Here is a 23,330-nt window from a genome sequence, read left to right on the forward strand (position 1 = left end):
GCGACCGCGGCGATTAAAATTCCGGAGCACAGTTCAAGCGATGCGCTATCTTCCTTTGACCGACGTCGAACGTGGCGACATGCTGACGAAAGTCGGCGCCGTGCATATCGACGCGCTTTTTGCCGATATTCCCAACGACCTTCTGCTCAAGGCGCCGCTCGACCTGCCGCGCCGGAAAACCGAACTCGAGGTGGAGCGCGCGCTCACGAAATTGAGCAACCGCAATATTCCCGCCTCGACGTCTTCCTTCTTCGTCGGATGCGGCGCCTACAAGCATCACATTCCGGCGACCGTCGATCATTTGATTCAACGCTCGGAATTTCTGACCGCCTATACGCCGTATCAACCGGAAATTTCGCAAGGCACGCTGCAAAGCCTGTTCGAATTTCAAACCCAGGTCGCCGCCTTGACGGCGATGGATGTGGCCAATGCCTCGATGTATGACGGGTCCACCGGCACGGCGGAAGCCGTGCTGATGGCGCATCGCATCACCAAGCGCCGCAAGGCGATTCTGTCGGGCGGCTTGCATCCGCAATATGGCGATGTGGTGCGCACCGTGTCGCACATGGCCGGCGATGCGGTGGTCTCGATGCCGGCCGACGTTCATGCCGATGAGGACATCATCGCCAAGATCGACGATGCGACGAGCTGCGTCGTCGTCCAGACGCCGGACGTTTTCGGCAATTTGCGCGATCTGTCGAAAATCGCCGATGCCGCGCACGCCAAAGGCGCATTGCTCATCGCGGTCTTCACGGAAGTTATTTCGCTCGGTCTCATCAAGCCGCCGGGCGAAATGGGCGCGGATATTGCGGTCGGCGAAGGGCAATCGATCGGCAATGCGTTGAGTTTCGGCGGGCCTTATGTCGGCCTGTTCGCGACGCGCGCGAAATACGTGCGGCAAATGCCGGGACGTCTGTGCGGCGAAACCGTGGACGCGGACGGCCGGCGCGGTTTCGTGCTGACGCTGTCGACGCGCGAGCAGCATATCCGCCGCGACAAGGCGACATCGAACATCTGCACCAATTCGGGCCTGTGCTGTCTCGCCTTCACGATTCACATGACCTTGCTCGGGCAAACCGGCTTGCGGCGGCTCGCCAAACTCAATCACGCCCATGCCGTCGCATTGGCCGAGATGGTGCGTGACATTCCTGGCGTCGAGCTCGTCAACAAAACCTATTTCAACGAATTCACCTTGCGGGTGAAGGGTAATGCCGCGACCGTCATCGAGAAGATGGCGGCGCGCGACGTGCTCGGCGGCGTGCCGTTCAGCCGACTGGCGCCGCAATCTGGCTATGACGATCTCATCATCGTCGCCAATACGGAAGTGAATTCGGATGAAGACCGCATGGCCTTCGTCTCGGCGCTGAAAGGATCGCTCTGATGTTGAATACGCAAGGACGTCCGACCCGCGCCGGCGCCGCTTCCGCGGCAGGCCACGAGACCTTTACCGGCAACCATGCGTTGCAGCTCGAAGAGGCGCTGATCTTCGAAACCGGCCGTCTTGATGTGACCGGCGTCGATGTCGACGAGCCGCCGGCCTTTCAATCCGCGCTCGGCGGCTTGGAGCGCACCAGCGAGATCGGTCTGCCCGGCCTCTCCGAGCCGGAGACGATGCGCCATTACGTGCGGCTCAGTCAGAAGAATTACGCGATCGACTCAGGCATCTATCCGCTCGGCTCCTGCACGATGAAGCACAATCCGCGGCTCAACGAGCGGCTCGCGCGCCTGCCGGGTTTTGCCGACGTCCACCCGCTGCAGCCGCAATCCACCGTGCAGGGCGCGCTCGGCCTCATCGCCGATCTTGCCCATTGGCTGATGACGCTCACCAACATGCCGGCGGTCGCTATGTCGCCGAAGGCCGGCGCGCATGGCGAATTGTGCGGCATGATGGCGATCAAGGCGGCGATCGCCGCCAAGGGCGAAGGCGAGACGCGCAACGTGGTGCTGGTGCCGGAATCGGCCCATGGCACCAATCCCGCGACGGCCGCCCTCATCGGCTTCCAGGTCCGTGCCATTCCCGCGCAAGAGGACGGGACGGTGCATCCGGGCGATGTTCAGGCGGCACTCGGACCGGATGTCGCGGCAATCATGCTCACCAATCCGAACACCTGTGGCCTGTTCGAGAAGGACATTGTCGAGATCGCGCGCCTCGTGCACGAGGCCGGCGCCTATTTCTACTGCGACGGCGCGAATTTCACCGCGATCGTCGGCAAGGTGCGGCCCGGCGATCTCGGTATCGATGCGATGCATATCAACCTGCACAAGACCTTCTCGACGCCGCATGGCGGCGGCGGTCCGGGCGCGGGGCCGGTCGTTCTCTCCAACCGGCTTGCGCCCTATGCGCCCGTGCCCTTCGTCCTGCGCGAGGGTGCGTGGCTGCGGTTGGTCGAGCATGCCGAGGGCGAAGCGAGCCTCGGCCGCATGACGGCGTTCCACGGCCAGATGGGTATGTTCGTTCGGGCGCTCGCTTATATGCTCTCGCACGGGTCGGACGGGTTGAAGCAGGCCTCCGAAGACGCGGTGCTGAACGCCAATTACATCCGCGCCAGCCTTGCCGATCTCATGTCGCTGCCGTTCGGCAATCGGCCGTGCATGCACGAGGCCCTGTTCGACGATTCCTGGCTGAAGGATACGGGGGTGACGACGCTCGATTTCGCGAAAGCGATGATCGACGAAGGCTATCACCCGATGACCATGTATTTCCCGCTTGTGGTGCATGGCGCGATGCTGATCGAGCCGACCGAATCCGAATCGAAAGCGTCGCTCGACCTGTTCATCGCGACCCTGCGTGATCTTGCCTTCGGCGCGCGCAACGGCGAGGTTGAGCGCTTCACCAACGCGCCGCATTTCGCCCCACGCCGGCGGCTGGATGAGACGCGCGCCGCGCGCCAGCCGATTCTGAAATGGACACCGCTCCGGCCCATCGCCGACGCGGCGGAATAGGCGGGCTTGCATCGTCCCGACCGCAGCCTCTTGCGGTCGGGGGATGGCACGGAACCAACGGAAAATCCGGGCAAATGCCGTGGTCCGGCGCTGCGAAATTTTGCCGCAAGGCGCCGAAAAACCGACGAGAAAGTCAGAATCTCGTCAGGACCCGTGCCGGGGAAGCTGGAAAATCGCTAATATATCATGTAAATCAAATACATAAGACTTTTTGCCATATTCTTGACTTGATTGGACCCGCTGTCTATGGTGCGCCCGGTTCAAATGGGGTCGGGCTGGGTTCTCCCACGCAGGTGCGGGAATGATCGACGCGGCCTATCGGTGTCCAAAAGCTTCATATGCCGCGCGTTTTGGCATTCTCCGCTAGCGTTGAGAGCCGGAAGGTGAGGGATGGGAAAGTCAGAGGATACCGAGCGGGAGGACGCGGCCTTACGTGCGCGGCTGGCAAATTTGTCAAATGCGCTCGAACAGCAGCGCCAAAGCCAGGAAGAGGCGGAGGCCGGCGGACCCTTGAAAAGCGGGGAATCAGGGCGGGCGCTGAACATGGCGTTCCGGGTGCTCGCCGAGTTCGTCGCAGGGATCCTGGTGGGCGTGTTTCTAGGCTGGGTCTTCGACAGCTGGCTGGGAACATGGCCATTCATGCTCATCGTCTTCTCGATGTTGGGCATGCTGTCGGGGTTCTGGAATATTTATCGGATTGCCGTTGCACAGCAAAAAGGCAATTCGTGATCGGGCGCTTCTTCGTTCGAAGAGGCTTGAAGTTGATAGGCGTCACGCCGCAATTGTGAAGGTTTGATCTTGGCGACCGAAGCTCCTCATCTGAACCCCATCGAGCAGTTTAGCATTCCGCATTTTTTGGAGCTGCATCCGCTGGGCGTCGACGCATCCTTCAGCAAAGCATCGTTGTTCATGATCATCGTTCTGGCGCTCATAACGCTGCTGATGGTGGCCGCGACGTCGGCTAAGGCGCTCGTGCCCGGACGCGGCCAGGCGGCCGCGGAAATGGCCTATGAATTCACCGCCAATATGGTACGGCAGACCGCCGGTACGGATGGGATGAAATTCTTTCCCTTCGTCTTTTCGGTCTTCATGTTCGTGCTGTTCTCGAACCTGATCGGCCTCATCCCTTATACGTTCACCGTGACGAGCCAGATCATCGTCACCTTCTCACTAGCGATTTTCATCATCTGCCTGGTGATCGCCTACGGTCTTTTTAAACACGGTCTGCATTGGCTGAAGCTGTTCGTGCCCTCCGGCGTGCCGGCGTTGATCCTCGTCATATTGGTGCCGATCGAAATCATCTCGTTCCTGTCGCGCCCCATTTCGCTCTCCGTGCGTCTCTTCGCCAACATGCTCGCAGGCCACATTACCCTGCAGGTGTTCGGCGGCTTCATCGTGCTGCTGTTTAGCGGCGGCGCCTGGGCGATTTTGTCACCGCTGCCGATGGCGGCAACGATTGCGATGTTCGCGTTGGAACTGCTTGTGGCGGTGCTGCAGGCGTTCGTCTTCGCGGTTCTCACTTGCGTCTATCTGAACGACGCGATTCACCCCGGCCACTGATAAATATCCGAACAACAAAAGCGGCCACATATCTCTAGGAGCTTATAATGGATCATTTTAACTACATCGGCGCAGGTCTCGCAGCTATCGGTTCGGGCGCGGCCGCGATCGGTGTCGGCCTGATTTTCGGTAATTTCGTGTCTGGCGCGCTGCGCAATCCGTCTGCCGCAGCTTCGCAGTTCACCAATGCGATCATCGGTGCGGCGCTCGCCGAAGGTCTCGGCATTTTCGCGTTCTTGATCGCGATCCTGCTCTACCTCAAGGGTTGAAATAAACTTACTATGCGGCGCGCCGGCGCTTGGTCTCCGGCGCGCCTTTACGTTTAGAAACCGGAAAAGCCCAGATGGCGACGAAAATTCTACTGGCGCAAGCCGATACTCCCGCCCCCACACAGGCTGCGACCGAGGCTCCGGGCCATGTGACGGCAGATGCGGATTTTCCGCCGTTCGACACGACGCAATGGTCGCACCAGATTATCTGGCTGATTATCGTTTTCGGCATCCTCTATTGGCTCATGTCGAAAATCGCGCTGCCGCGCGTGGGCGGCATTCTGGCCGACCGCAAGGCGCGTATTTCGAAGGATATCGACGACGCCGTGCAGATGGATGCGCAGGCCAAGGCCGCAGGCGAAGCCTATGACAAGGCACTGGCTGTGGCCAAGGGCAATGCCCAGGCTTTGGCGCAGGACACCCACGCCAAGCTCGCTGACGAGACCAATGCGAAGCGTCACGAACTGGAAGACGATTTGAACGGCAAGCTGGCTGCCGCCGAAGCGCAGATCGCGGCGACGAAGGCGAATGCGATGAGCCATGTCGGCGAGATCGCCCACGACGCGGCCGCAGCCATTGTGCAGCACTTGACTGGCAAACCCGTGGATCAGTCGCAGATCGCCCAGGCGGTCGCTGCGGCACACGGCTAAAGGAGGGATGCGACTTTGTTCGACGCAGAATTTTATGTCGCCTTCGGCTTCATCATCTTCGTATGCATTCTCGCCTACGTGGGATTCCACAAGATGATTGCCGGGGCTCTCGATAATCGCGCCGTCCAGGTGACCACGGAGCTGGCCGAGGCCAAGCGCCTGCGCGACGAAGCCGAGGCCTTGCTGAAGAGCTTCCAGGCCAAGGCGAAATCGGCCGAGTCCGAGGCCGCCGCGATCGTGGCCCAGGCCAAAGCCGAGGCGGAAGCCCTGGCCCAGGAAAGCCACGATCGGCTCACGGAATATGTGGCGCGCCGCACCAAGCAGGCGGAAGCCAAGATCGCCCAGGCCGAGGCGCAAGCCGCCGCCGAAGTGCGCGCCGCGGCGGCAGACGCTGCCACCAAGGCCGCCGAATCGGTGCTGAAAGCCAATGTCGCCGGCGCGACTGGCGACGATTTGATCAACAATGGCATCCGCGAGCTGAAGCTTCGCCTCGCAAGCTGAACGGCTCTTCGTGATCGACAAAAAGAGCGCCGGTTTTTCCGGCGCTTTTTTTTATGGCCGATCCACACCGGCGCCGCAAAAGCGCGATCACTTCTTGGTGAAGCGCCATCCTTGTCTTGCCACAATCCTCTGGCGGATTAAAAGCGTCGGCATGGGGGATTGCGCGCGGTGTCTTGAAGCATTGAGCATCACGAGCGCCACCCAGGGCCCGTTGTGTTGACGGGCCCGAGTGCCTTTCGCTTCTATTGGGATTCGCTCTATGCTGCGTTTTTTGACCCCCACCCGCAGGTTGTTCTTGGAAACGGTCGGCGCCACCGCGCTCGCCGCCGTCGTCCCTTCCATGGCCCACGCCGACGACAAGTCTGATGTTCCGATCGAACAATTGATGGTCGATCAGCCGTTGCCGGATGTCGTTCTCGGGGACGGCAATGCGCCGGTCACGATCGTCGAGTACGCGTCGATGACCTGCCCGCATTGCGCGCGCTTCTATGCCGGCGTGTTTCCCGCGCTGAAGGCCAAATATATCGATACCGGCAAGGCGAAGTTCATCCTGCGCGAATTTCCGCTCGACCCCTATGCCGCGGCCGCCGCATTGCTGATCCGTTGCGCCGGCGCCGACAAGCGCGAGGCGCTTGCCGGCGTCATCTGGTCCCGCCTCGACGAATGGACCGCCAATCCGAAACCGCTCGTCGGGCTGCTCGATGTCGTCAAGGTCGCCGGCTTCACCCAGGATTCCTTCGATAGCTGCCTCAAGAACAAGGATCTTTATGCCAAGCTGAAGGCCGGCCAGGACATGGCCTCGAACAAGTTCCAGGTGGATTCGACGCCGACCTTCTTCGTCAACGGCAAGCGCGTCAGCGGCGAGACGTCGATCGACGAATTCTCGAAAGTCATCGACCCGCTCTTGCCGAAATAAGCCGCATCTGCGCTCCGCGCAAAGCCAATGATCCACAGGGGAAACGCCCCTGTGGCGCTAAATCGTTGGGTTTTGCAGCAAGAATCATCTATTTCTTAACGTTGCGACAGGGTGCGTGACGGCGCTGTCACTTTTATGACGGATCATACGGCCGGCGTTTCGGCCGACGAGGGTTGATTGCAGCAGATGACGATTGCGGGGCGTTCCCGGTTGACCGATTTGAGTTCGCGTTTGGGCAAGGTCGCACGAAATGAGGCGACGTGCAGTGCCCAGCCATGTGCCGTGGCAGAAGCGAATCCGGTCTTGCGGGCGCAAGCCACCCGGCCATCGAGGACAGGAGTGAAAGCATGAAGTTCAACAAGCTGCGTCTCGTTGGCTTCAAATCCTTTTGCGATGCCACCGATTTTCATATCGAGCCGGGCCTGACGGGCGTGGTCGGCCCGAATGGGTGCGGCAAGTCGAATCTCGTCGAAGCCATGCGCTGGGTCATGGGCGAAAATTCCTACAAGAACATGCGCGCCTCCGGCATGGACGACGTGATCTTCTCCGGTTCGGGCAACCGGCCGATGCGCAACACGGCGGAAGTGGGCCTCGTCCTCGACAATGCGGACCGCACGGCGCCCGCCGCCTTCAACGATTCCGAAATCCTCGAAGTCACCCGCCGCATCGAGCGCGAAGCGGGCTCGGTCTACCGGGTGAACGGCAAGGAAGTGCGCGCTCGCGACGTGCAATTGCTGTTTGCGGACGCCTCCACCGGCGCGCGCTCGCCGGCCATGGTGCGCCAGGGGCAGATCGGCGAATTGATCAATGCCAAGCCGCAGGCGCGCCGCCGCATCCTGGAAGAGGCGGCGGGCGTGGCCGGCCTGCATTCGCGCCGGCACGAGGCCGAGCTGCGGCTCAAGGGGGCGGAAGAAAACCTCACTCGCCTCGATGACGTGTTGAAGCAGATCGATTCGCAGGTGGACAGCCTGAAGCGCCAGGCCCGTCAGGCGACGCGCTACAAGACGCTCGCCGCCGACATCCGCCGCAACCAGGCACTGTTGTATTACCTCTCGCACCGCGACGCCGCGGCGGGCCTGTTCGAAGCCGAGCGCAAGCTGGAGGCCGATACGCGCGAAGTCGCCGAACGCACGCAGCATCAGGCCGAAGCCGCGCGCCTGCAAGCCTTGGCCGCCCATGCGCTGCCCGGATTGCGCGACACCGAGGCGAAGGCCGGCGCCGCCCTGCAGCGTCTCGTTCTCGCCCGCGAAACGCTCGACGCGGAAGAGCGCCGGGCCAAGGAGCGGGTGGCGGAGTTACAGCGCCGCATCGTGCAATTGCAGCAGGATCTCGCGCGCGAGCGCTCGCTGATCGAGGATGCGTCGGGCGTGTTGACGCGACTCGACGAGGAAGATCAGGCCCTGCAGGAAGAGCAGCAGGAAAACGCCGAATCCGAGCTGATGGCCAAGGAGCGCCTCGAAGAGGCCGAGGCCGCGCTCGTCGAGACGGAAGCGGCACTCGCCGAGGCACAGGCGCAATATTCGGACATCAATGCCCGCCGCACGGCGCTCGAACGCTCGCTGAACGATGAAGCGGTCCGCCTGGCGCGTTTCGAGAGCGAAGTTGCCAAGGTCGCGCAGGAGCTGAGTGCTCTCAAGGCGCAAGCTGCGAGCGACGATGAAGTCGCTCATCTGCTCGAAGCGCTCGAAATGGCGCGCGAGGCGCAAGGCCAAGCCGAAGAACAGGCATTGATCGCGGAAGAGCGCCATGCGGCGGCCCGCGACGAGGAAGCCGCGACGCGTGGCCCGCTTGGTGAGGCGGAGCGCGCCGCCCAGCGGCTCGAAACCGAGGTCCGCACCCTCGAAAAGCTGCTCAATACGGCGGCGAGCGATCTCTGGCCGCCGGTGGTCGAAGAAATCAGCGTCGCCAAAGGCTATGAGGCAGCGCTCGGCGCCGCCTTGGGCGACGATCTCGATGCCTCCAGCAATCCCTCGGCGCCGGCCCATTGGTCCTTGCTCGATCATGCGGGCGAAGATCCGGCTCTGCCGCAAGGCGTTTCGTCACTCGCGACTCTGGTGACAGCGCCGCCCGCTCTGGCGCGTCGCCTCGCGCAAATCGGCGTCGTGCTGCGTGCCGAGGGTGCGCAGTTGCAAAAGCTGCTCAAGCCCGGCCAGCGGCTCGTCTCCAAGGAAGGCGACCTGTGGCGCTGGGACGGCTTCATCGCCGCCGCCGAGGCGCCGACGCCCGCCGCCCGCCGTTTGGCGGAGAAGAACCGGCTCGGCGATTTGCAGATCGAACTGGAACTGGCGCGCGAAGCCGCTGAAACCCAGCGGGCGCAGGCTGAACGGGCGCAAGTCGCCTTGCGCAACGCCGCGCAGCTCGAAAGCGACGCGCGCAACGCCGCCCGCACCAGCACGCGCGTCACTGAAGAGGCGCGCGAAAAGGTCGGAGCGGCGGAGCGGCAGCGGGCGCAGGTCGCCCAGCGGGTCGCGGCGCTCGAGGAGGCGCATGCACGCCTATCGGTGAGCCTTGAAGAAGCTGCTCACAAGAGGGCCGAAGCCGAGGCGGCACTCACCGATTTGCAGGCAACGGCGCAGCTTGGCGCTTCGCTCGAGGGCGCACGGGCCCGCGCGCATCAGGATCGTGCCCGCGTGTCGGAAGCGCGCGCCGCCGTCCAGACTTTGGCGCGCGAAGCCGAAATGCGTAACCGCCGCCGGGCGACGATCGCGCAAGAACGTGCCTCCTGGATGGATCGCCAGGGCCGTGCCAACAGCCAGATCGGCGAGATCGAATCGCGTCTCGAAGAGGCGAGCGAAGAGCATCGCAATTTCGACGATTCGCCGGATGTCTTCCTCATGCAGCGCCGCAATCTCATGGGCGAGATCGACGCCGCCGAGGAAGCCCGCAAACAGGCCGCCGATGCCCGCGCGAATGCCGAAAGCGGCCTCGCGCAGGCCGATAGCGCGGCGCGCCAGGCGCTCGAGGCGATGAGCCATGTGCGCGAGGAGCGGGCCCGCACCGAAGCGCGGGTCGAAGCCACGCGCCAGCGCCTCGCCGAAATCATTCACACGATCGCGACCGATCTTGAATGCGAGCCGCATCAGATGGCGGCTCTTGCCGGCGTTTTGCCGGGCGACGATTTGCCCACCGCGCTCGATGTCGAGCGCAATCTCGAAGGCCTCAAGGCCGACCGCGAGCGTTTGGGCGCGGTGAACCTGCGCGCCGACGACGAGTTGAACGAGATCGATGAGCGGCGCGTCAGCCTGATGGGCGAGAAGGAAGACCTGACCGAGGCGATCCGCAAATTGCGCGTCGCGATTCAGAACTTGAATCGCGAAGGCCGCGAGCGACTTCTCGCCGCCTTTGATCAGGTCAACACCCATTTCAAGGAATTGTTCACGACGCTGTTCGGCGGCGGTGCGGCGGAATTGCAATTGATCGAATCGGACGATCCGCTCGAAGCCGGCCTCGAAATCCTGGCCCGTCCGCCGGGCAAGAAGCCGCAGACCATGTCGCTGCTTTCGGGCGGCGAGCAGGCGCTGACCGCTTTGTCGCTGATCTTCGCGGTCTTCCTCACCAACCCGTCGCCGATCTGCGTGCTCGACGAGGTGGACGCGCCGCTCGACGATGCCAATGTGGAGCGCTTCTGCGACCTGCTCGACGAAATGGCGAAACAGACCGACACGCGCTTCCTCACCATCACCCACAATCCGATCACCATGGCGCGCATGGACCGGCTCTTCGGCGTGACGCAGGCCGAGCGCGGCGTGTCGCAACTCGTGTCGGTGGATCTGGCCCAGGCCGAGGAACTTGTTGCGGCACAATAGGTTCTGATACTAGGAGATGCGATGCGCCCCGACGTCTTACCTACCCCGGAGCGCATCTCCATCGAACTGACGAACAAGTGCGGCAAGAAATGCCCATTTTGCTATAACAAAAGCCATCCGGACGGTGCCGTCGCCTGGGCGTTCGATGAACTTCTGCACTTTGTGCGCGATTGCGCCGCGCGGGGAACGAAAGCGTTTTCCTTCGGTGGCGGCGAGCCGCTGGAATCGGATCTGCTTTTCCCGATCCTGAAAGCGACGCAAGGGCAATTCTTTCGCTCGCTCACCAGCAATGGCTTGCTGCTCGACGAGGCGATGATTCGGCGGCTCGTCGAGGCGAAGCCGGACAAGGTCCATGTTTCCATCCATTTCCCGGGCCTGGAGAGCGAAGTCGCACGGGTCGCCGATCGCGTAAAAGCCTTGGAGCAGGCCGGTATCCGCTCGGGCATCAACCTGCTGGTCGCGCGCTCGAAGCTGGCGCAGGCGCGCGGCGTCGCACGCCGTTTGGCTGACGAGGCCATTGGTCCGGAGCGGATCATCTTTTTGCCGCAGCGGGGCCATGACACGCCGAGTCCGCGCGAAATCGCCGAAGTCGCGGGAAAAGCGCGCTTCCAGTCCATGGCCTGTCTGGTGAAATGCGGCAAGAGCCCGCGTTTCGCTTCGGTCGGCTGGGACAAACAGGTCGCTTGGTGCTCTTATACCGTTTCGCGCCGCGCGATGCTCGAAATCAATGCGAATGGCTTGATGGCCGCTCTGAAAGATCTGCCGGTGACCTATTGCGGAGGAGGGGATGGAAGCGAAATTTGATGGGGCGGATTATCCCGCCGCGCATAGCGCCGACTCGACTTGGTTTGCGGTGGATGCCGACGGGCATGTCGGCGTGTTCGAAACCGGCCCGGAAGGCATGATGCCAAATAGCATTGAGGGAGACGCACAAGGTTTCTTCGGACGAAGCCTTGTCGAGATGGTGGCAACAGAGCGGGATGACGGGGTCTTCGTTATCCGCCACCCGGCGCCTGAACTTACCCCTGGCGAAGGCCTCGAGGTGCTTCGTCAATGGAAGGACGCGTGGGCAAGCTTCATCATCCTTTGCCGGGAGGGAACCATACCGTCGGCGGTGATCGCCGAGCTTAGCGTCGACGAGGATGAAGGTGCGATCGTTCAATTCGACGGAAGCCTGATTTTTGCTGTGCTGAGTTGTGAAGTGAAGTTTTTGCGGCGGGCCGTCGAATCTGGAACGATCACCGGCCTAAAGCTCTTTCAGTTTGGCGAGCAGCTAAGACCGCTTTTGGGATTTTACCCCTATGCGGCGGCTGAGGATTACGGTGGCGAAGATAATCCTTATCTGCGTCAAGGCGCACCGCTGCACCCTATGACACGCGAGGAGCTCACGGATTACGGCCGGGAAGTTGTCCAAGAGGTGGAATTTCAAAATCTGCGTTTTTCCGAACGCGAGAGCATCATACCGGCTGAGCACGTGCCGTGCTCCGGCTGGGGCTCGACCTTTTGGGTCGATGGGAACGGTGAATTGCATCCGCACGAGCCCGTGAAGAACTCGATCGAGGAAGTTCGAGCCGGGATTGTTCGGAACAACGGCATCACGACGGCGATCGCGCCCTACTATGATTTGCTGTGCGCGCTGGGGCACGATCCGCTTCGCGACATGCCAAACGCCGAGTCGTTGCGCGAAAGAGTGGAGGGGAAGGGCATCGATATGAACGCAGCCCGGATGGATGAGATTGTTGCCGATATCCGTGCACGAACATCGCCACAGGCGCCAGCGCCGCGTCCGTATCAGCCGTCAACCGAGCCGGGATTGTTACAGCGCTTCTTGCGCTGGCTTTTCGGCAAGCCGGGTGCGTAATCGATAGCCAATTTGCGGGTATGTGGTGGGAAAGCGAAAAAACCCTTGAAACGGTGGCATTTGAATTGCATTGACGCTGCACAGTAAATCGTCTTTCGCCCTGTCATCTCGCCGCTCGGTTTTCATTTAAGCCCCATGCTCTCCGTCCTCATCCCTGTCGAACACCGCGAACCCGCGCTCGTGCATACATTGGCCTCCCTCGTGCCGGGCGTGGTGGCGGGGCTTGTGCGCGATGTGTCGGTGCTCGATTACGGGCAGGATCCGGATCTGGAGCGCCTGTGCGACGAAGGCGGCTGCCATCTGTGGCGTCAGAGCGATGTGTTTCAGGCGGCGTTGCAGGCTGCCCGGTCCGACTGGGTCATGGTGGTCCCGGCCGGACTCGTTCTCATCGAGCCTTGGCAGGCGCGGCTGCGCGAGTTTTTCCTGACGAGCGAGGGTGGGGCTTTGCTGATTGGCGAGCAGCGTAATCGGTCTCGCGGCATCGAGCGCTTGTGGCGCAGACTGTTCGCGCCGCGGAGCGGTGTGTTGATCGCTCCCCGGTCCGCCTTGTTGCAGGCCCGTATCGGCCGATGGAGCGACGCCTCAGCCAGCGTCACACGCAAAACGGAGCAGAGCCGGATTTCCGGTTGCGCCGTCGATCTGCGTCAGAAAGTGTCGTAATACGTCCTGCCGCTCATTGCGATTGGAACGTGTTGCACGAATCGACCTTGCCGGTCTTGAGGCCCGTGGTCAGCCATTGCTGCCGTTGGGCCGAGGAGCCGTGGGTGAAGCTATCGGGCACGACGTAGCCGCGCGCCTGTTTCTGCAGCCGGTCGTCGCCAATTGCCTGGGCGGTCGCGAGCGCCTTTTCGACGTCGCCCTTATCGAGCAGTTTGAATTGCTGATTGGCATTGTTGGCCCACACGCCGGCGAGGCAATCCGCCATCAGCTCCAACCGCACCGAATAACCGTTGGCAACCGCTTCGCTCGGCGCGTTCTCCTGCATCTGCTGCACCTTCGGCAGAATGCCGAGCAGGTTTTCGACATGATGGCCGATTTCATGAGCGATGACGTAGGCGTAGGCGAAGTCGCCGCCGCCGCCGTAGCGCTGCTGCATGTCGTTGAAGAACGACATGTCGAGATAGACCTTCTGGTCCATCGGGCAATAGAATGGCCCCATGGCCGATTTCGCCTCGCCGCAGCCCGACTGGGTCGAGCCGGAGAACAGCACCAGGCGCGGCCTTGTGTATTGCACGCCCTCCTGTTCAGGCAGAATCTTGCCCCACACATCTTCGGTCTGCGCCAGCACGACCGAGACGAAACGTTTCATCGGATCGGATTCGTTGGCATTGGCCAGAGTCGGTGCGGGCTGATTCTGCTGCATGCTTTGCGTCATCTGGCCGCCGTTGCGCATATTGTTGATCGCCTCGGCGCCGCCCATCAGCACGCGCGGATCGATACCGGTGAAATGGGCGATCAGGTAAATGATGATGATGGCGCCGATGCCCAGGCCGCCGCCGCTGCCGATGGAAAATCCAACGCCGCCACCGCCAGCGGATTCGTTGCGGCGATCCTCCACATTGTCGGATTGGCGATAACCGTCTGTTTCCATGACGCTCTCCCGTAGGATCGAATGGTTTAAGCAATGCGCCCGTTTTAGCAGCGCGGAGACGGCTTTAGTAGAGCCGAGTTGCGATCCGCTGGGGGAAAGATGCGGTGCTCAAGCGCCGCTCAAAGCCTTCGCCACGGCGCGGAAATCCTGCCAGGCGAGGCGCTTATGCGCCGGCGTGCGCAACAGATAGGCCGGATGCAGCGTCGGCATGACGGCGATTTCGCGCTCCGGCAGATCGCCCCCGCCGATGCGGAGCTTGTGCCAGCGGCCCCGCGTCTTGGTTATGCCGTCCTTCAGGGCGAGCAGGGTCTGCGCCGAGGCGCCGCCGAGACACATGACGATGTCCGGGTTCACCAGCGCGATCTGGCGCAGCACGAAGGGCAGGCAGATCGCGGTTTCCTGTGGCGTCGGGGTACGGTTTCCGGGCGGCCGCCAGGGCACGACATTGGCGATATAGACGTCCTCACGCGCAAGGCCGATGGCGGCGACCATGCGGTTGAGCAATTGCCCGGCGCGGCCGACGAAGGGCTTGCCCTGCCGGTCCTCGTCCGCCCCCGGCGCCTCTCCGACGAACATCAGCTTGGCCTGCGGATTGCCGTCGGCAAAGCACAATTGCGTCGCGGTCTTCTTCAAGCCGCAGCCGTCGAAACTTTCGAGAACGGCGCGCAATGCGTCGAGCGTCTTGGCGCCAGCGGCGAGATCCTGCGCCGACAGCACGGCGTCTTGCGCGGAAGCGGTCACGGACGCCGGGGTGGACCTGGCAGGCGCGACGGCATGAGCGGAGACGGCCTGCGCTGCGCCGATAGGCGCACTTGCATGCGGCGCCTGGCTCTGCCGGGTGACGGCGGCGCTTTCGGCAAACCGGTCATGCGGCACCTCGTCGACCGCCGCATCGACACCCATGTCGGCGTACCAGCGCAGGACATGCGCGAGTTCGGCGGCTTCGAGGGGTGGGATAGGGTGATCTGGTGTCATGAGCGAAGGAAAACTGCGCGATAGTTGAGAGTGAGGATGATGATCAAGACAATTGATGCGGGGGATAATATGTGAGGCAGGCTGTATCGATCTTCAATCATTGTTACGCCAGCAAAAATAATGATCTGTACGAGTGCGAAGAGCCAGACGTTAAAAGCTGATAGAGAGCTAACAGAGGCCGATTTCTCAGCCGTCTTCCGTTGGTGCAGCCTGGTAAAGACCAAAATGAAGAAAATCGACATCATACTATATAGGGTTCCGAACGACATGAAGCGGTTGATGAACTCAAAGAGTGCGCTCCCGAAGATGTAATACAAGAGCGTGAGGAGAGTGCCTGGAAACACTTGAGCAAGATATGGAACCCAGAGGTCGGGTGTGACTTCAAAGCGGCGCGCATCCATCTTTGGACGTGTGCCGAGCGCTAACCCAGTGCGCTTGACGGGACGGTAGGTTGCCGTCCAGGCGATGACGATGAGAGCGATCGCGACGCAAAACGCGGCGATAAAAAACGCGATCGCTTTCCAGTCTTGCTGACCTAACAGGTCGCCCAAATATTGAGCGGCGAACGGCTTATTGGCGAGCGCCGGTGTGTAGAACAGGAGCCAAAAGCCGTTGCCGAGGCCATACTGATCAATGATGTTGCAGAACCAAATCAGCAATGCTGTCGCAGCGACTCCTGTCGCGATATTGACCACCCAAAGTAACCAATGGGAGTCTTTGGGGAAAAAATTATTTCTCTCGAATATTGCGGTCTGTGCCGTCGCTTGAATCAAGGCGAAAATCAGAATCAGGACCGGAATTGCAACGTTCAGTCGAACTGCAGCGGCTTCCTTCAACGTCCAGCGGCGAAACGGAGGAACAAAAGATCTCGCGAGCTCAAAAAATGAAAGAACGACGGCCAAGGGTGACATGCCAAGCGCAAAAATCGACCATCGTGACAAGGGAAACGGCGCGGATGCCCATAGGTGCATAATGGCGCCACCCTTGAAGGGGTCGGGCGGCGCGAAAGTTATGGGGAGAGGAACAAGGCGACCACACAAATATACGATGATCACTGCGAGGGTTACAGAAACCCTGCGCCACGCATTAGGGTTTTGAAACCATTTCCAGTTGCCGACGTCCACCACGCCTGCCGTCCGCAAATTCATGTCGCTTTTCCCTGTACCCTGTGGCGTCAACCCTTCTACCATAAAACCCGAGGCTTGCACGATTGGCGCGAGTGGCTATGAACAGAGACGCGCGCTTGGCAGAAATATAGTTCTTATGTAAACTATCTGTCGATGCGCCAGGGAGACAAGGGATTATGACAGCCGAAACCGAATTGCCGCCGCGCGAGGGAATGGACTATGACGTCGTGATCGTCGGCGCCGGTCCGGCCGGCTTGGCCGCGGCCATCCGCTTGAAGCAGCTCAATCCCGAGACCAGCGTCGTCGTCGTCGAAAAGGGCTCGGAAGTCGGCGCGCATATCCTCTCCGGCGCGGTGATCGACCCGATCGGCCTCGACCGGCTGCTGCCCGAATGGCGGGCCGACCCGGACCGGCCGCTGAAAACGGAAGTGACCGAGGACCGGTTCTATTTCCTCGGCCAGTCGGGCGGGATCCGCCTGCCGAATGTCATGATGCCCAAGCTCATGAACAATCACGGCAATTTCGTCGGCTCGCTCGGCAATGTCTGCCGCTATCTTGCGACGCATGCCGAAAGCCTCGGCGTTGAAATCTATCCCGGCTTTGCCGCCGCCGAAGTGCTCTACGGCCCGAACGGCGAGGTCACCGGCGTCGCGACGGGTGACATGGGCATCGGCCGCGACGGCGACGTGAAGAGCGGCTTTACCCGCGGCATGGAATTGCGCGGCAAATATACGTTGTTCGCGGAAGGCGCGCGCGGTTCGCTGTCGAAGCAACTGATCGCCAAATTCGCCCTCGACCAGGGGCGCGAGCCGCAAAAATACGGTATCGGCCTCAAAGAACTCTGGCAGATCGACCCGGCCAAATCGAAGCCCGGCCTCATCCAGCATTCCTTCGGCTGGCCGCTCGATTTGAAGACCGGCGGCGGGTCGTTCCTCTACCATATCGAGGACAATCAGGTCCTGGTCGGCTTCGTCGTCCACCTCAATTACACCAACCCGACCCTGTCGCCCTTCGACGAATTCCAGCGCTTCAAGACCCATCCGATGATCGCCGACACGTTCGTGGGCGGCAAGCGCCTCGCCTATGGCGCGCGTGCCATCACCGAGGGCGGGTATCAGTCCGTGCCCAAGCTGACCTTCCCGGGCGGTGCGCTCATCGGCTGCGCCGCCGGTTTCGTCAACGTGCCACGCATCAAGGGGTCGCACAATGCGATCCTGTCCGGCATTCTTGGGGCGGAACATGTGACCGAAGCGCTTGTCGCCGGCCATGCCAATGACGAATTGCCGCGCCTCGACGCCGCCTGGCGCAATTCCGAGATCGGCGCGGACCTCAAGAAGGTGCGCAACGTCAAGCCGCTGTGGTCGAAGCTCGGCACGCTCGGCGGCGTCATGCTGGGCGGCCTCGACATGTGGACCAACCAGCTCTTCGGCTTCTCGTTCTTTGGCACGATGAAGCACGGCAAGCCCGATTCGCAGACCCTGAAACCGCTGTCGGAAGTGACGCCGATCGTCTATCCGAAGCCCGACGGCAAGATTTCCTTCGACAAATTGTCGTCCGTGTTCCTCTCCTCCACCAATCACGAGGAAGATCAGCCTATTCATCTGCGGCTGAAGGATCCGTCGGTCCCGATCGCGAGCAACCTGCCGAAATATGGCGAGCCGGCCCGGCTCTATTGCCCGGCGGGGGTCTACGAGGTGGTCTATGCCGACGAGAAGGCGAAAACCGACCCGCGCTTCGTGATCAATGCCCAGAATTGCGTGCACTGCAAAACCTGCGACATCAAGGACCCGGCGCAAAACATCAACTGGACCGTTCCGGAAGGCGGCGGCGGGCCGAATTACCCAAATATGTAATGTATTTCGGGGGCTTCACGGCGCAAAAATGCCATCTTTGACCTGGACTTTGCGGCCACGTTTTCTTAACCGAAAAGTGACGCTCTTTTCCTTAGGGTCGAACTTCGTTTGCGGTTCGACCCGAGGGTCAGTGGACACTTATAGATAGGTGCTGGACGTGAGCGAATTTGGTCGAGTGGCAGGAGCCATGAGGAAGCAAGGCGTCCGCCTTGCGACGATTGGCGACGCACCAATCGGCCAAATCCGCCACGCCCCCTTTGGGGGTGAGGTGAAAAATGGTCATCTGCCACGTCGCAATGCTTGCCGGTACGGACGTACCGGCCGCGCAATGCTCCTTGCATATGACCATTTTTGACCTCATCCAGCACCGATCTATAAGTGTCCACTGACCCCAAGAGCCCGCAAGGTTCCAACCTGTCCTACGGACGGAAAGATTCGCATCGTGCCGCTCACCCCCTCCCGGAAGTTCGCATCCTGGTTCTTTACAGCTCTCCTCGGCACCAGCCTTCTTTCTCCGATCGCCCTGGCGCGGCCGACTGTGGCCATTCCGACCCCCTTCGAAGTCGGCGGTAGCCCAGAGGGCAATTATCTTGCGGCGGTGGTCGCTGGCGACGACCAGGATACGGCGGCGGCGGCGACGTTTTTCAACGAAGTGTTGAATGCCGATCCGCGCAATGTCGAATTGATCGAGCATGCCTTCATCGCGACGCTTGCCAATGGCGACGTGCGCCGCGCCTTCGATCTGGCCGATAAGCTGCTCGCTTACGCGCACAATGACAAACTCGCCCATCTCGTCTTGGGCGTGCGCGACCTGAAAACCAATCAATATGCTTTGGCGCGGACCGAACTTGCGCAGAGCGATCCGGATGACCATTCGAATCTCACGTCCTCCTTGTTGAAGGCCTGGGCTTGGGTCGGTTCGCACAACGTGCAGAAGGCGCTGGAGACCACAGCGCATCTCAATGCCAATGGTTTTGGCGTGTTCCGCGATTTTCATGCGGCGCTCATGGCCGATGTGGCGAACGATGTCGATGAGGCGCAAAAGCGCGTGACGGCAGCCTATACGGCCGACCGCACCACGCTGCGCCTTGTCGAGGCGTATGGCCGCTTCATGTCGCGGCACGGCCACATCGACGACGCGCTGAAGGCCTATGAAGAGGTCGATAAGATCATCCCGCATTACCCATCCATCGCGCAGGCAATCACGAGTCTGAAGGCGGGCAAGGAACTGCCGCCGCTGGTGAGCAATGCGCAAGAGGGCGCCGCCGAAGTGCTGTACGGGCTCGGATCGTCTGGCCGTGCCGGCGACGAACTCACCTCGATCATTTACCTGCGGCTGGCGCTCTATCTGAACCCCGATCACGACACGGCGAGTTTCACCCTCGGCGAGACGTATGAGCGCATCAAGCGCTACGAACAGGCCATCGATGCCTATGAGGCAGTGCCGACAGCGAGCCCCTTGCGGCGCCTCGCGGACCTGCAGATCGGCACCGTGCTCGACACGATGGGACGGGTCGACGATGCGGCGAAACATGTCAAGGCGATCCTCGACGACAACCCGAAGGATTTCGACACGCTGACCATGCTGGGCCGGATACAAAGCGAGCAGAAGGATTATGCCGCCGCGGCCGGAACCTACACCAAGGCGCTCGATGCGGCGGGACCGGATGTGGTCAATCCATGGTCGCTCTATTACTTCCGCGGCATCGCCTATGAACGGCAGAAGAAATGGCCCCCGGCGGAGGCGGATTTCAAAAAGGCGCTGGAATTGTCGCCGGATCAACCACAGGTCCTCAACTATCTCGGCTATACCTGGGTCGATGCGGGTATCCATCTCGACGAGGCGTTCGCGATGCTGCGCCGCGCGGTGGAACTGAGCCCGGACGACGGGTATATCGTCGACAGTCTCGGCTGGGCGCATTACAAACTCGGCCATTATGAAGAGGCGACGAAGCTGCTCGAACACGCGGTCGACCTCAAACCCGGCGATCCGACGATCAACGATCACCTGGGCGATGCCTATTGGAAGATCGGTCGCAAGCTGGAGGCGCATTTCCAATGGAATCATGCGCGCGACATGAAGCCAGATCCGGAAGATTTGCCGCGCATCCTCGCCAAAATCGACAAGGGCCTCGATGCGGTAGAGGCTGAGAAGCCGGCCTCCGACAAGCCGGCGGAAAAACCCGCCGCGAAGCCGGCCGATGCGTCCAACAGCAGTCAATGAGGGTGCTGAGAGCCGCTCTGTTGGATGTCCGATATGCTGACGACACGCTGCCCCGCGAAGATTAATCTCACGCTGCATGTCGTTGCGCGCCGGGCTGATGGGTTGCACGAGCTTGAGAGTCTCGTCGCCTTTGCAGGCACCGGCGACAGTTTGAGCCTGTTGCCGGGCGGCAGTTTATCTTTAGCGGTCGAGGGCCCGCGTGCCGACTCGGCCGGCGAGACCGACAAGAATCTGGTCTTGGTCGCCGCCCGCAATCTCGCTGAGCGCGTGCCCGGCCTTCGCCTTGGCGCGTTTCATCTGATCAAACGGTTGCCGGTTGCCGCCGGTATCGGTGGCGGATCCTCGGATGCGGCCGGGGCGTTGCGATTGCTCGCTGAGGCCAATGGACTCGACCTCGACGATCCCCGCCTCATGGCAGCCGCACGCGCGACGGGAGCCGATGTGCCGGTATGCCTCGAGGCGAAGGCGCGGATCATGCGCGGTGTCGGCGAGGCACTCGCGCCGCCGATCAAACTACCGCCGCTGTTCGCGGTGCTCGTCAATCCAGGCGTTGCCGTCGCGACCAAAGATGTCTTCGGCGAACTCGGACTGAGGCCGGGCGAGGATTATGGCTTCGGCAAACATCCCGCGATCGAGACGGCGGGCGATGCCACGGGCCTTGGTGCGCTGCTGAAAAAGGCCCGCAACGATCTCGAGGCGCCGGCATCGAATATCGCGCCGGTCATCGGCCATGTGCTCGCCGTGCTGGGCGCCGCGCGCGGCCAAAGGCTCGCGCGCATGTCGGGCTCGGGCGCCACATGTTTTGCGCTGTTCGAAACCTGCCGCGCCGCGGCGACGGCCGCGCGCGTCATCCGCCGTGACCATCCCGGCTGGTGGGTGAAGGCAAGCGTGCTGCGATAAATCCGCGCGTCAATACGCGCGGCTGATGCAGAAATCGACCACGTCGCGCAAGGCTTGTTTCCAGGGCGAAGACGGGAAAATTTCGAGGGCATCGCGTGCCATAGCGCCGTAATGGCGTGCCCGCTCCACCGTATCTTCCAGGGCGCGGTGCTTGCGCATGACGGCGAGGGCCTGCTCCAGATCGCCGTCATGGACGTCGCCCTCCTCGAGCGTGCGTTTCCAGAACGCGCGTTCGGCCTCGTTGCCGCGCCGGAACGACAGGACGATCGGCAAGGTGATCTTGCCCTCGCGGAAATCGTCGCCGACATTCTTGCCGAGCTTGGCCGACGAGCCGCCGTAATCGAGGGCGTCGTCGATCAACTGGAAGGCAATGCCGAGATTGGCGCCATAGCCGCGGCAGGCGGCAATATCGGCTTTCGAATTCCGGGCCAGGATCGGCCCGACTTCGGCCGCGGCGGCGAACAAAGCTGCGGTTTTCGCTCGGATGACGGCGAGATAATCGTCCTCGGTCGTCTCCGTGTCCTTCGCGGCGGCAAGCTGCATCACCTCGCCTTCGGCAATGACAGTTGCCGCGGTGGACAGCACGTCGAGGCATTCGAGCGAACCGACCTCGACCATCATCTTGAACGCCTGGCCGAGCAGAAAATCGCCGACCAGCACGCTGGCCTCATTGCCCCACAACATGCGCGCCGCCAGCTTGCCGCGCCGCATGTCGCTCTCATCCACCACGTCGTCGTGCAGGAGGGTCGCCGTATGCATGAATTCGACGGAGGCCGCGAGCTTAACATGGCCCTCGCCGGCATAGCCGCACATCCCGGCAGTCGCGAGGGTCAGCATGGGCCGCAGCCGCTTGCCGCCCGAGGAAATCAGGTGGTTCGCGACTTCCGGAATCATCGTCACATCGGATCCGGTGCGTGACACGATGGTTTGGTTGACCCGCTCCATGTCTTTAGCCACCAAAGCACTGAGGCCTTCAATGCCGGTCTTGGCGGCCTTTTCATCGAGAGGAATGACTACACCCACGTTGTTACACCCTGTTGCCTGGTCAGCGGGACCATAGAGCCACCCTCTTCGCCCGGCAAGTGCGCAACTGCCACAGTGCGGGCCGTGGACGGGCGGCCTTTCCCCCGGGCGCCTGTTGCTCTATGATCGTAGATTGCGCCGGGAGAGACGATTTTGCACGAATTGCTGCGGACCAATGATTTGATCCTGATTTCGCGCGTAGAGGCGATTTTGGCGGACGAAGGCATCCGATATTTGGTGGCTGATCAGCATATGAGCGCGCTCGAAGGCTCGCTCGGCTTCCTGCCGCGCCGGATTCTGGTGCATGAAGACGATTTGCACGCCGCCCGCCACGCCCTCTGGCAAGAGGGGCTCAAGGACGAAATTCGGTCGTGAGCAGCGATCTTATTCGGACCATGCTGCTCGATCACAAGGTGCAATTGCTGCAGCCCCTGCGCGGCAATCGTGCCGGCACCGATGCGGTGCTCCTGGCCGCTGCCGCGCCGTCGCAGATCGCGGGGGCGGTGATCGATGTGGGCGCCGGGGTTGGCAGTATCGGTTTGATGATCGCGCAGCGGGCGCCGAAGGCGCGAATCGTGCTGCTCGAGAACGATCCCGCCGTGGCCGGCATCGCCCGCGAAAACATCGCGCTCAACGGCCGGCAGGAGCAGGTGTCGCTGGCCGAGGCGGATCTCCTGAAGTCAGCCGCGCGCCGGGCCGCGGGGGCCGGCGATGAAGCGTTCGACTATGTTTTTACCAATCCGCCCTTTTACGCCGCCCATACGGTACAGGCGTCGCGCGAGGTCGGGCGGGCGGCGGCGCATGTCTTTGCGGATGGCGCCGACCTTACGCAATGGATCAAGGCCTGTATCGCGCTGCTTAAGCCCGGTGGGCGCCTGCTCATGGTGCATCGCGCTGACGCGCTGGGCGATATGCTCGAGGCCGGCCGCAAGCAACTCGGCCATTTCGTCGTCAAGCCCATTCACCCGCGCGACGGCGCGCCGGCCAATCGCGTCATCGTCACGGCGCGCAAGGGCAGCCGCGCGCCGCTCGCACTTCTGCCAGGGCTCGTCATGCATAGCGCCGACGGCAAATTTTCGGCCGCAGCTGAGGCGATCAACCGCGGCGAAGCGCTTGTCGACATGGGGTGAT

The 23,330-nt window shown here is 61.9% G+C and carries 22 protein-coding genes; 18 read left to right on the plus strand and 4 right to left on the minus strand.

The window, feature by feature from the left end:
• Positions 1-40: 40 nt before the first annotated feature.
• From gcvPA to V9T28_RS03635, 13 genes are all read left to right on the plus strand, one after another.
• On the plus strand, positions 41-1,381 hold the full coding sequence (gene gcvPA, locus V9T28_RS03575) for an aminomethyl-transferring glycine dehydrogenase subunit GcvPA (protein ID WP_116400875.1): 1,341 nt from the start codon (positions 41-43) through the stop codon (positions 1,379-1,381).
• The gene (gcvPB, locus tag V9T28_RS03580; RefSeq protein ID WP_199500132.1) at positions 1,381-2,943 is read left to right on the plus strand and encodes an aminomethyl-transferring glycine dehydrogenase subunit GcvPB; all 1,563 of its coding nucleotides are present in this window, start codon (positions 1,381-1,383) and stop codon (positions 2,941-2,943) included. Before gcvPA ends, gcvPB begins: the two co-directional genes overlap by 1 nt.
• A gap of 390 nt (positions 2,944-3,333) precedes the next feature.
• Positions 3,334-3,672: an AtpZ/AtpI family protein gene (locus tag V9T28_RS03585; RefSeq protein WP_116400877.1), complete on the plus strand. Its 339-nt coding sequence runs from the start codon at positions 3,334-3,336 to the stop codon at positions 3,670-3,672.
• Positions 3,673-3,741: 69 nt separating this feature from the next.
• Positions 3,742-4,503: a F0F1 ATP synthase subunit A gene (locus tag V9T28_RS03590; protein WP_445242150.1), complete on the plus strand. Its 762-nt coding sequence runs from the start codon at positions 3,742-3,744 to the stop codon at positions 4,501-4,503.
• A 47-nt stretch (positions 4,504-4,550) separates the two neighbouring features.
• A complete protein-coding gene (locus V9T28_RS03595; protein WP_116400878.1) occupies positions 4,551-4,772 on the plus strand; it encodes a F0F1 ATP synthase subunit C in 222 nt (73 codons plus the stop codon).
• 74 nt (positions 4,773-4,846) lie between these two features.
• A complete protein-coding gene (locus tag V9T28_RS03600; RefSeq protein ID WP_116400879.1) occupies positions 4,847-5,422 on the plus strand; it encodes a F0F1 ATP synthase subunit B family protein in 576 nt (191 codons plus the stop codon).
• A 15-nt stretch (positions 5,423-5,437) separates the two neighbouring features.
• Positions 5,438-5,923 carry a F0F1 ATP synthase subunit B family protein gene (locus V9T28_RS03605; protein ID WP_116400880.1) on the plus strand — a complete coding sequence of 162 codons (486 nt, stop codon included), beginning with the start codon at positions 5,438-5,440 and terminating at the stop codon, positions 5,921-5,923.
• A gap of 10 nt (positions 5,924-5,933) precedes the next feature.
• Positions 5,934-6,143, plus strand: a complete 210-nt coding sequence (locus tag V9T28_RS03610; RefSeq protein ID WP_116400881.1) for a hypothetical protein — start codon at positions 5,934-5,936, stop codon at positions 6,141-6,143.
• A gap of 39 nt (positions 6,144-6,182) precedes the next feature.
• On the plus strand, positions 6,183-6,839 hold the full coding sequence (locus tag V9T28_RS03615) for a DsbA family protein (RefSeq protein ID WP_116400882.1): 657 nt from the start codon (positions 6,183-6,185) through the stop codon (positions 6,837-6,839).
• Between the two features lie 347 nt (positions 6,840-7,186).
• Positions 7,187-10,645 carry a chromosome segregation protein SMC gene (gene smc / locus V9T28_RS03620; RefSeq protein ID WP_116400883.1) on the plus strand — a complete coding sequence of 1,153 codons (3,459 nt, stop codon included), beginning with the start codon at positions 7,187-7,189 and terminating at the stop codon, positions 10,643-10,645.
• A 21-nt stretch (positions 10,646-10,666) separates the two neighbouring features.
• Positions 10,667-11,449, plus strand: coding sequence for a radical SAM protein (locus tag V9T28_RS03625; protein ID WP_116400884.1), 783 nt, complete (start codon positions 10,667-10,669; stop codon positions 11,447-11,449).
• Positions 11,433-12,506: a hypothetical protein gene (locus V9T28_RS03630; protein WP_116400885.1), complete on the plus strand. Its 1,074-nt coding sequence runs from the start codon at positions 11,433-11,435 to the stop codon at positions 12,504-12,506. The genes V9T28_RS03625 and V9T28_RS03630 overlap by 17 nt, the downstream gene beginning before the upstream one ends.
• A 135-nt stretch (positions 12,507-12,641) precedes the next feature.
• A complete protein-coding gene (locus V9T28_RS03635) occupies positions 12,642-13,166 on the plus strand; it encodes a hypothetical protein (RefSeq protein WP_116400886.1) in 525 nt (174 codons plus the stop codon).
• Between the two features lie 13 nt (positions 13,167-13,179).
• Here the strand turns inward: V9T28_RS03635 and ypfJ are convergent, their stop codons facing one another.
• The 3 genes from ypfJ to V9T28_RS03650 all read right to left on the minus strand — a co-directional run bounded on the left by ypfJ (position 13,180) and on the right by V9T28_RS03650 (position 16,220).
• Positions 13,180-14,097, minus strand: coding sequence for a KPN_02809 family neutral zinc metallopeptidase (gene ypfJ, locus V9T28_RS03640; protein ID WP_116400887.1), 918 nt, complete (start codon positions 14,095-14,097; stop codon positions 13,180-13,182).
• A 108-nt stretch (positions 14,098-14,205) separates the two neighbouring features.
• Positions 14,206-15,072: a uracil-DNA glycosylase gene (locus V9T28_RS03645; protein WP_116400888.1), complete on the minus strand. Its 867-nt coding sequence runs from the start codon at positions 15,070-15,072 to the stop codon at positions 14,206-14,208.
• Positions 15,069-16,220: a hypothetical protein gene (locus V9T28_RS03650; protein ID WP_158554800.1), complete on the minus strand. Its 1,152-nt coding sequence runs from the start codon at positions 16,218-16,220 to the stop codon at positions 15,069-15,071. The genes V9T28_RS03645 and V9T28_RS03650 overlap by 4 nt, the downstream gene beginning before the upstream one ends.
• 155 nt (positions 16,221-16,375) lie before the next feature.
• On the opposite strand from V9T28_RS03650, the gene V9T28_RS03655 reads away from it, so the two are divergent.
• From V9T28_RS03655 to V9T28_RS03665, 3 genes are all read left to right on the plus strand, one after another.
• Positions 16,376-18,052, plus strand: a complete 1,677-nt coding sequence (locus V9T28_RS03655; RefSeq protein WP_116400890.1) for an electron transfer flavoprotein-ubiquinone oxidoreductase — start codon at positions 16,376-16,378, stop codon at positions 18,050-18,052.
• 442 nt (positions 18,053-18,494) lie between these two features.
• Complete coding sequence (locus tag V9T28_RS03660) at positions 18,495-20,276, plus strand: tetratricopeptide repeat protein (protein WP_116400892.1); 1,782 nt, start codon at positions 18,495-18,497, stop codon at positions 20,274-20,276.
• A 33-nt stretch (positions 20,277-20,309) separates the two neighbouring features.
• Positions 20,310-21,176, plus strand: coding sequence for a 4-(cytidine 5'-diphospho)-2-C-methyl-D-erythritol kinase (locus V9T28_RS03665; RefSeq protein WP_116401084.1), 867 nt, complete (start codon positions 20,310-20,312; stop codon positions 21,174-21,176).
• 9 nt (positions 21,177-21,185) lie between these two features.
• Here V9T28_RS03665 and V9T28_RS03670 read toward each other — a convergent pair whose 3' ends face one another.
• Positions 21,186-22,199 (minus strand): polyprenyl synthetase family protein, encoded by a 1,014-nt coding sequence (locus V9T28_RS03670; protein ID WP_116400893.1) that lies wholly within the window; start codon positions 22,197-22,199, stop codon positions 21,186-21,188.
• A gap of 153 nt (positions 22,200-22,352) precedes the next feature.
• Between V9T28_RS03670 and V9T28_RS03675 the strand changes: the two genes are divergently transcribed.
• Together V9T28_RS03675 and V9T28_RS03680 are read left to right on the plus strand one after the other, a co-directional pair.
• Positions 22,353-22,574, plus strand: coding sequence for a putative signal transducing protein (locus tag V9T28_RS03675; RefSeq protein WP_116400894.1), 222 nt, complete (start codon positions 22,353-22,355; stop codon positions 22,572-22,574).
• Positions 22,571-23,329: a tRNA1(Val) (adenine(37)-N6)-methyltransferase gene (locus V9T28_RS03680; RefSeq protein ID WP_245424094.1), complete on the plus strand. Its 759-nt coding sequence runs from the start codon at positions 22,571-22,573 to the stop codon at positions 23,327-23,329. The genes V9T28_RS03675 and V9T28_RS03680 overlap by 4 nt, the downstream gene beginning before the upstream one ends.
• Position 23,330: the final 1 nt, after the last annotated feature.

The sequence above is a fragment of the Methylovirgula sp. 4M-Z18 genome (assembly GCF_037890675.1).
GTDB lineage: Bacteria > Pseudomonadota > Alphaproteobacteria > Rhizobiales > Beijerinckiaceae > 4M-Z18.

Coding starts and splice junctions, on each gene's coding strand:
- gcvPA (WP_116400875.1), top strand. CDS start 41: ATGCGCTATCTTCCTTTGACCGACGTCGAACGTGGCGACATGCTGACG.
- gcvPB (WP_199500132.1), top strand. CDS start 1,381: ATGTTGAATACGCAAGGACGTCCGACCCGCGCCGGCGCCGCTTCCGCG.
- V9T28_RS03585 (WP_116400877.1), top strand. CDS start 3,334: ATGGGAAAGTCAGAGGATACCGAGCGGGAGGACGCGGCCTTACGTGCG.
- V9T28_RS03595 (WP_116400878.1), top strand. CDS start 4,551: ATGGATCATTTTAACTACATCGGCGCAGGTCTCGCAGCTATCGGTTCG.
- V9T28_RS03600 (WP_116400879.1), top strand. CDS start 4,847: ATGGCGACGAAAATTCTACTGGCGCAAGCCGATACTCCCGCCCCCACA.
- V9T28_RS03615 (WP_116400882.1), top strand. CDS start 6,183: ATGCTGCGTTTTTTGACCCCCACCCGCAGGTTGTTCTTGGAAACGGTC.
- smc (WP_116400883.1), top strand. CDS start 7,187: ATGAAGTTCAACAAGCTGCGTCTCGTTGGCTTCAAATCCTTTTGCGAT.
- V9T28_RS03625 (WP_116400884.1), top strand. CDS start 10,667: ATGCGCCCCGACGTCTTACCTACCCCGGAGCGCATCTCCATCGAACTG.
- V9T28_RS03630 (WP_116400885.1), top strand. CDS start 11,433: ATGGAAGCGAAATTTGATGGGGCGGATTATCCCGCCGCGCATAGCGCC.
- V9T28_RS03635 (WP_116400886.1), top strand. CDS start 12,642: ATGCTCTCCGTCCTCATCCCTGTCGAACACCGCGAACCCGCGCTCGTG.
- ypfJ (WP_116400887.1), bottom strand. CDS start 14,097: ATGGAAACAGACGGTTATCGCCAATCCGACAATGTGGAGGATCGCCGC.
- V9T28_RS03645 (WP_116400888.1), bottom strand. CDS start 15,072: ATGACACCAGATCACCCTATCCCACCCCTCGAAGCCGCCGAACTCGCG.
- V9T28_RS03650 (WP_158554800.1), bottom strand. CDS start 16,220: ATGAATTTGCGGACGGCAGGCGTGGTGGACGTCGGCAACTGGAAATGG.
- V9T28_RS03655 (WP_116400890.1), top strand. CDS start 16,376: ATGACAGCCGAAACCGAATTGCCGCCGCGCGAGGGAATGGACTATGAC.
- V9T28_RS03665 (WP_116401084.1), top strand. CDS start 20,310: ATGCTGACGACACGCTGCCCCGCGAAGATTAATCTCACGCTGCATGTC.